This is a genomic window from Bacillus sp. GMs2/2 (genome assembly GCF_050172095.1).
GTDB classification, from domain to species: Bacteria; Bacillota; Bacilli; order Bacillales; family Bacillaceae_G; genus Bacillus_A; species Bacillus_A cereus.
This window is the reverse complement of sequence record NZ_JBNLYE010000530.1, coordinates 1-2,198: the sequence shown is the minus strand read 5'-3', so window position 1 is coordinate 2,198 and position 2,198 is coordinate 1. Positions and strand designations below refer to the sequence as shown.

Below are 2,198 nucleotides of genomic sequence, written 5' to 3'. Positions count from 1 at the left end.
AATGCCTTATCACAGATGACTCAAAAAGGATCAAATACTACTTTAGTGAAAAAAAGACTCAAAGCAGCTAGTATCGGCTTAGCTATGTTAGAAAGTGTTTGGAAGCAAGAAACTCATCATTATACTCAGGAAGATTTAGCAGAAGCTCGTAATGTTCTAATTGGTTTGCTTCCATCAATTGAAAAGATTTACGTTAAGTCAAAGCTTGGGAGTCCTCAAAGAACGCTTTTAGAAAGAAGAATAAAATCGTTGGAACTTTCTATTCAAGCAATAGACAATTATTCTAGTAAATAACTCATTTAAAGAGTCTTATTACAAAAGTGTAGCAAGGCTCTTATATCATTCTATCAAAATTAAATATCCTTACTTGCTACATTGCAGCAAGGGCAAAACATCTTGATCTACCTCATAATTATTCTCAAACTTCACATCTTCAAGAACATTTCATTGTCTTTAATAAAAATCCATGCATTAAGTAATCTTCAATCGCAAAAACACTCAATTATTTAATTTACGAAAATGGAATACCGCCATGTATTGCTGTGATCATGTTAATCAGCTAGAAGAACTAACTTTTGAAAACGATATTCCTTGGATTGAAAATCAAATTTCATCTATAAATTCTAATGCAACTCAACTTCACTTTTATATGGTAGCAGGACAACTTGAAAATAAACCTCTTTTAACGGCCAATAATCACTTGTATAGAGCTTTAAAAGATAAAGGGTACAAAAACCACTTATGAAGAGTTTCAAGACGGTCATGATAGCATGTGAGGGTGAAAAAAGTTGTTTGATGGATTGAAAGCTTTGAAATAGATAAAAACCACACTTTAAAATAAAAAGGAGAGAAAATCTATGAAGCAGGAAGAACTCGATAAAAAACTAAAAAAACAAGAGATTTTAGTAAAAGATGAGAAAGTTTGGTCCTATACGTATGAGGATCATATTAGTTCTATCGTTAAACAAGCAGAACAGAAAGGAGCTTTTGATAATTTACCTGGTAAAGGGAAACCTCTTAATCTTGATAAAGATCTTTCTTACAATCCTGAAAAGCAACTTTATAGAACTTTAGCAAATAATCATGTTTTACCTAGGTGGATTGAGCTTTCAAAAGAAATTGACGATTTAAAAGAAAAGCTAAAAGAAAATACAAATACTGCAGAAGCAGCGGATTTAATTCGAACTATTAATAAAAAGGTATTAGAACATAATCTACTTTGTCCACCAAGCGCGCAAAAAATGAGGGTGAAAATGGATTTTTAACGATTTTCAATTAAGCTATCGCTTGCTATATAATTAAGTTAGGCATTTTCAATTCATTACTAAAGGGAGGCAAATGTAGTGAAGAATACGTATCAATTTCAAATTCCGAAAGAACTAGAACAGTATCGTAGTATTTTAGAAGAAAGTGTGAAACCGTATGTTAAAGTGTCTGGAACGCAAGCAGAGACAACGCTTTTTGAAAGTAAGTTTGGTGGATATCCGTATTTACCTATAGATCAAGAGCATCCTAAAGACTCAAACGGACAACCTATGATGCTACTTGCGCAGTTAAACCTTGAAGAAATACCAAACATTGAACATATGCCTCAACATGGAATGTTACAGTTTTTCATAAGTGCTGAAGAAGATCTTTTTGGAGCAGATTTTGATCATCCAACAGTCCAAAAAGACTTTCGAATTATTTATCATTCTACAATTATAGAAGATTTAAATAAGGTTATTACTGATTTTAGTTATTTAAACACTTTAGATTTAGAGAATTTTATCATACCCGAAGCAGCAAAACTAAAGTTTGAGTTGGCATATCAACCAGTAACACCAAGAGATTATCGATTTGAAATGATTTTTAGTGATAACATTGATTGGGAAGAAATTGTTGATGAAGAAAATAATACAGAATTAGGCGAACTGTATGATGATTTATGTAAAGATCAAGGACATAAAATTGGTGGTTATCCATTTTTCACACAGACAGATCCGAGAGAATGGGAAGAAAAATACCAGCAACATGACATATTATTGCTGCAAATCGATACAGACGATTCATTAAATATTATGTGGGGCGATTCTGGGGTTGCTAATTTCTTTATACGTAAGGAAGATTTGTTAAATCTAGATTTTTCCAATGTCATTTACAATTGGGATTGTTACTAGAAGATATAAATAAAATAATAGCAAACAAAAAATCTTCCT

Annotated in this window: 3 protein-coding genes and 1 pseudogene; all 4 read left to right on the top strand. The window is 31.8% G+C overall.

Annotated features, from left to right (window positions below):
* Positions 1–294: hypothetical protein (locus tag ACQGS6_RS27000; protein ID WP_426965911.1), on the top strand; the 294-nt coding region annotated here is incomplete at its 5' end.
* Positions 295–383: 89 nt separating this feature from the next.
* Positions 384–818 (top strand): annotated as a pseudogene (locus ACQGS6_RS26995) (enterochelin esterase); the annotation flags it as partial.
* A gap of 39 nt (positions 819–857) precedes the next feature.
* Positions 858–1,265 carry a DUF1992 domain-containing protein gene (locus ACQGS6_RS26990; protein ID WP_016081379.1) on the top strand — a complete coding sequence of 136 codons (408 nt, stop codon included), beginning with the start codon at positions 858–860 and terminating at the stop codon, positions 1,263–1,265.
* Positions 1,266–1,343: 78 nt separating this feature from the next.
* Positions 1,344–2,159 (top strand): YwqG family protein, encoded by an 816-nt coding sequence (locus tag ACQGS6_RS26985; protein WP_029442482.1) that lies wholly within the window; start codon positions 1,344–1,346, stop codon positions 2,157–2,159.
* Positions 2,160–2,198: the final 39 nt, after the last annotated feature.